The sequence below is a fragment of the Betaproteobacteria bacterium genome (assembly GCA_016791345.1).
Lineage (GTDB): Bacteria > Pseudomonadota > Gammaproteobacteria > Burkholderiales > JAEUMW01 > JAEUMW01.
Map to the genome: position 1 here is coordinate 1 of JAEUMW010000119.1, position 2797 is coordinate 2797.

Sequence of the window (2797 nt, forward strand, 5' to 3'; positions counted from 1 at the left end):
CATCGCTTACGCGAAAGTCGACGTTACGGGAAGTCGAACGGTCGCATTGGCTTCGTCGACCTGTTCTCGCCCATGCCTGCGCACAACACTACCGAGGCATCGCTGCAGGATCGTGACGGGCCGAACAGCCTGTCGAGCGGCGGGAATGCTTGCATGTTTTCGTGCCGGTCGCATGTGCTAATCTCGACAATCGAGGACTTGGAACGGGTCGAGTTGCGATAGCGCATCCAGGAATAGGGTTTTGCGCTCGATAGACATGCTAGGCACGGATGGAGAAGTGAAGCAATCCGCCGCGGCGTCTGGGTGGACGGCGGCGTTAGCGGGCGCCACCGAGCAATGGACCCAGCGTGTGGGCGCCTTGAGCTTCGTGCCCGGATTGCTGCGGCAGCTGGGTGTCGCTCCGGAGCCCTTGCTCGCCAGTGGCGGGCTGGCGCCGACAGCGCTCGATCATCCGGACAACAGGGTCCCCTATTCCGCCGTTGGCCGGCTCTTTGCCGAATCGGCACGCCGGGCCGGCCGACCGGAGTTCGGGCTGCTGGCGGGGCGGCTGTGGACCCTCGAGCACATGGGGCTGGTTGGCCAGCTCATGCGCCATTCCCCTACGCTCGGGGACGCGCTGCGTACTCTCAGCGTTTACCATCGCCTGAACAGCGAAGGTGGCGCGGTGTTTCTGAGAAGGGATGGCGACACAGTCACGCTCGGCTACGCGATTTTTCAGCCCAGGCTCGAGGGAGTAGGACACCTCTACGACGGCGTCATGGCGTGTGGCTGCAACTTCGTTCGCGAGCTCGTCGGCGCACACTGGCGTCCGCTTAGGGTTTTGCTGGCGCGGGCGCAGCCAGCCGATTCGCGGCCGTATCGGGAGTTCTTCCGCGCGCACGTTCGGTTCAACAGCGACCACACCGGGCTGCACATTTCCGCGCATCTCATGGATCGACCCCTGGCCGGGGCCGATCCGCACGTCCTGCGCGCCCTGCAGGCTCAGATCGACGCGGCGACCGCGGCGGACCTCGTCGTGCGGCTACATCGTGCACTGCGCCTTCTGCTTCTTTACGGCGACAGCTCGGGCGACCATGTCGCCCAGCAGCTCACGATGCACCGGCGAACGCTCAACCGGCGGCTGCAGGCGCAGGGCACCACGTTTCAGGAGGTCCTCGATGGCGTGCGCTGGGAGATCGCCCGTCAACTGCTGGCGAATACCTCTGTTTCTCTGCACGAGGTAGCTGCGGCGACGGGCTACGCGGACACCAGCACCTTCGTGCGCGCGTTCCGCCGCTGGAGCGGCGGCACGACTCCGGCTAAGTGGCGAGACGACCAGGGGACGCAAACAGCGTTGAGAAGCTAGCGCCGAGCCTGTCCCAGGAGCAGCGCGAGCGGCACCAGCACGATCACCTGGACGAGGAAAAACACCGCGGCAAATGCCGCGATGTCGACTCGCCCGAATGCGGCGACGGCAAGCAGACTCGCGACCGCCATGTTGCGCGCAGGAAAACCGAACAGGAGTGCGCGTCGCTCCGTGACTTCGTCCGATGCGAACCGACCGAGCAGCCACCCCGCCGCGAGCAGCACGCCAGTGAACAGCGCCGCGGTCTGCAGCAGGAAGACGAGCTGATCCCGGATCAGCGTTATCTGATCCGTAATGATGAACGCGACCACCAGGGCCACTGCCAGCAAAGCTAGCCCGCGTAGCTTCGATTCGTGCCGCGCGACCCAGGACGGCACGAAGTGGCGGACGGCCATGCCGACCAGCACCGGCAGCAGCAGCCCGATCACCGTTTGCTGCAGCATCTTCGCAGCGGGAAGAGTGAAGGCCGCCGATTCCCGCAAAGCAAACCAGTGCGCGAGCGACGCCAACAGCGGCGTAGCTATGGCAGCCCCGAGACTGCTGATGGCGGTGAGCGTCACGGCGAGCGCCACCCGGGCGCGCGCGAGCAGCGCATAGTAATTCGATATCGCCCCAGGCGGCGCGGCCGCGGCGAGTATTACGCCCATCGCAAGGACCCCTGGCAGGTTCAGAACCTTGACCAGCGATACCGCGACCGTCGGTGGCAACAGCCATTGTCCCGCGAGGGCGATGAGGGTCACGCGCGGGTGTCGCGCCACGTTCGCGAACTCGGCGCGCGTCAGGCTCAGGCCGACCACGAACATGGTGAAGACGACCAGCAGCGGTAACGCAACGCCGAGGACGAGGTTCATGCCCGGCGCACCTTGGTCAACGCATCTTTCTTCCCCGGCCAACGCGGCTTTTCAGGCGGGGCACCGTGCCCGCCGGTCACTTGCCGAGCGTCGCGCGCAGAGTCTTGACCATCGACGCGGTTGCGTTTGGCGCCGATTTGTTGCCCCAACTCGTGCGCAGGTAGTTCGCGACCTCGGCGACTTGCTGATCGTCGAGCTGCGTCGCGAAAGAGGGCATCGGAACGTAATTGTTCTGCGCCGGGATCCCGCTGAGGATGACCTTGATGATGTCCGCCGGATCGGGCGCGATCACCGCCCCGTTGCCGGCAAGCGGTGGAAACACGCCGGGCACGCCGCGGCCCTTAGGCTGATGGCAGCCGCTGCAATGGTCGACGTATAGCGCCGCCCCCTGCTTTCTTGTCGGGTCGGGTCCCGCCTTCGCGGTGCGCAGCGAAGAATCCGGCGGGATCGATTTCAGGTACTCGCCCATCGCCTTGAGGTCCGCATCGGTCATGTAGCTCGTGCTGTTGCGCACGACTTCTGCCATCGGACCGAGCGCCGTCGTCTTGCCCTTGTAGGTGCCTGTCTTCAGATAGGTCGCGATCTCATCCGCGGTCCATTC

The 2797-nt window shown here is 65.4% G+C and carries 3 protein-coding genes; 1 reads left to right on the forward strand and 2 read right to left on the reverse strand.

The annotated features are described in order from the left end of the window. The first annotated feature begins 277 nt into the window (after positions 1-277). A complete protein-coding gene (locus JNK68_04765; protein MBL8539666.1) occupies positions 278-1345 on the forward strand; it encodes an AraC family transcriptional regulator in 1068 nt (355 codons plus the stop codon). On the opposite strand, the gene JNK68_04770 is transcribed toward JNK68_04765, so the two are convergent. Together JNK68_04770 and JNK68_04775 are read right to left on the reverse strand one after the other, a co-directional pair. Further along, positions 1342-2196, reverse strand: a complete 855-nt coding sequence (locus JNK68_04770; GenBank protein ID MBL8539667.1) for a bile acid:sodium symporter — start codon at positions 2194-2196, stop codon at positions 1342-1344. The genes JNK68_04765 and JNK68_04770 overlap by 4 nt on opposite strands. 76 nt (positions 2197-2272) lie before the next feature. Beyond that, positions 2273-2797: cytochrome c (locus JNK68_04775; GenBank protein MBL8539668.1), on the reverse strand; the 525-nt coding region annotated here is incomplete at its 5' end.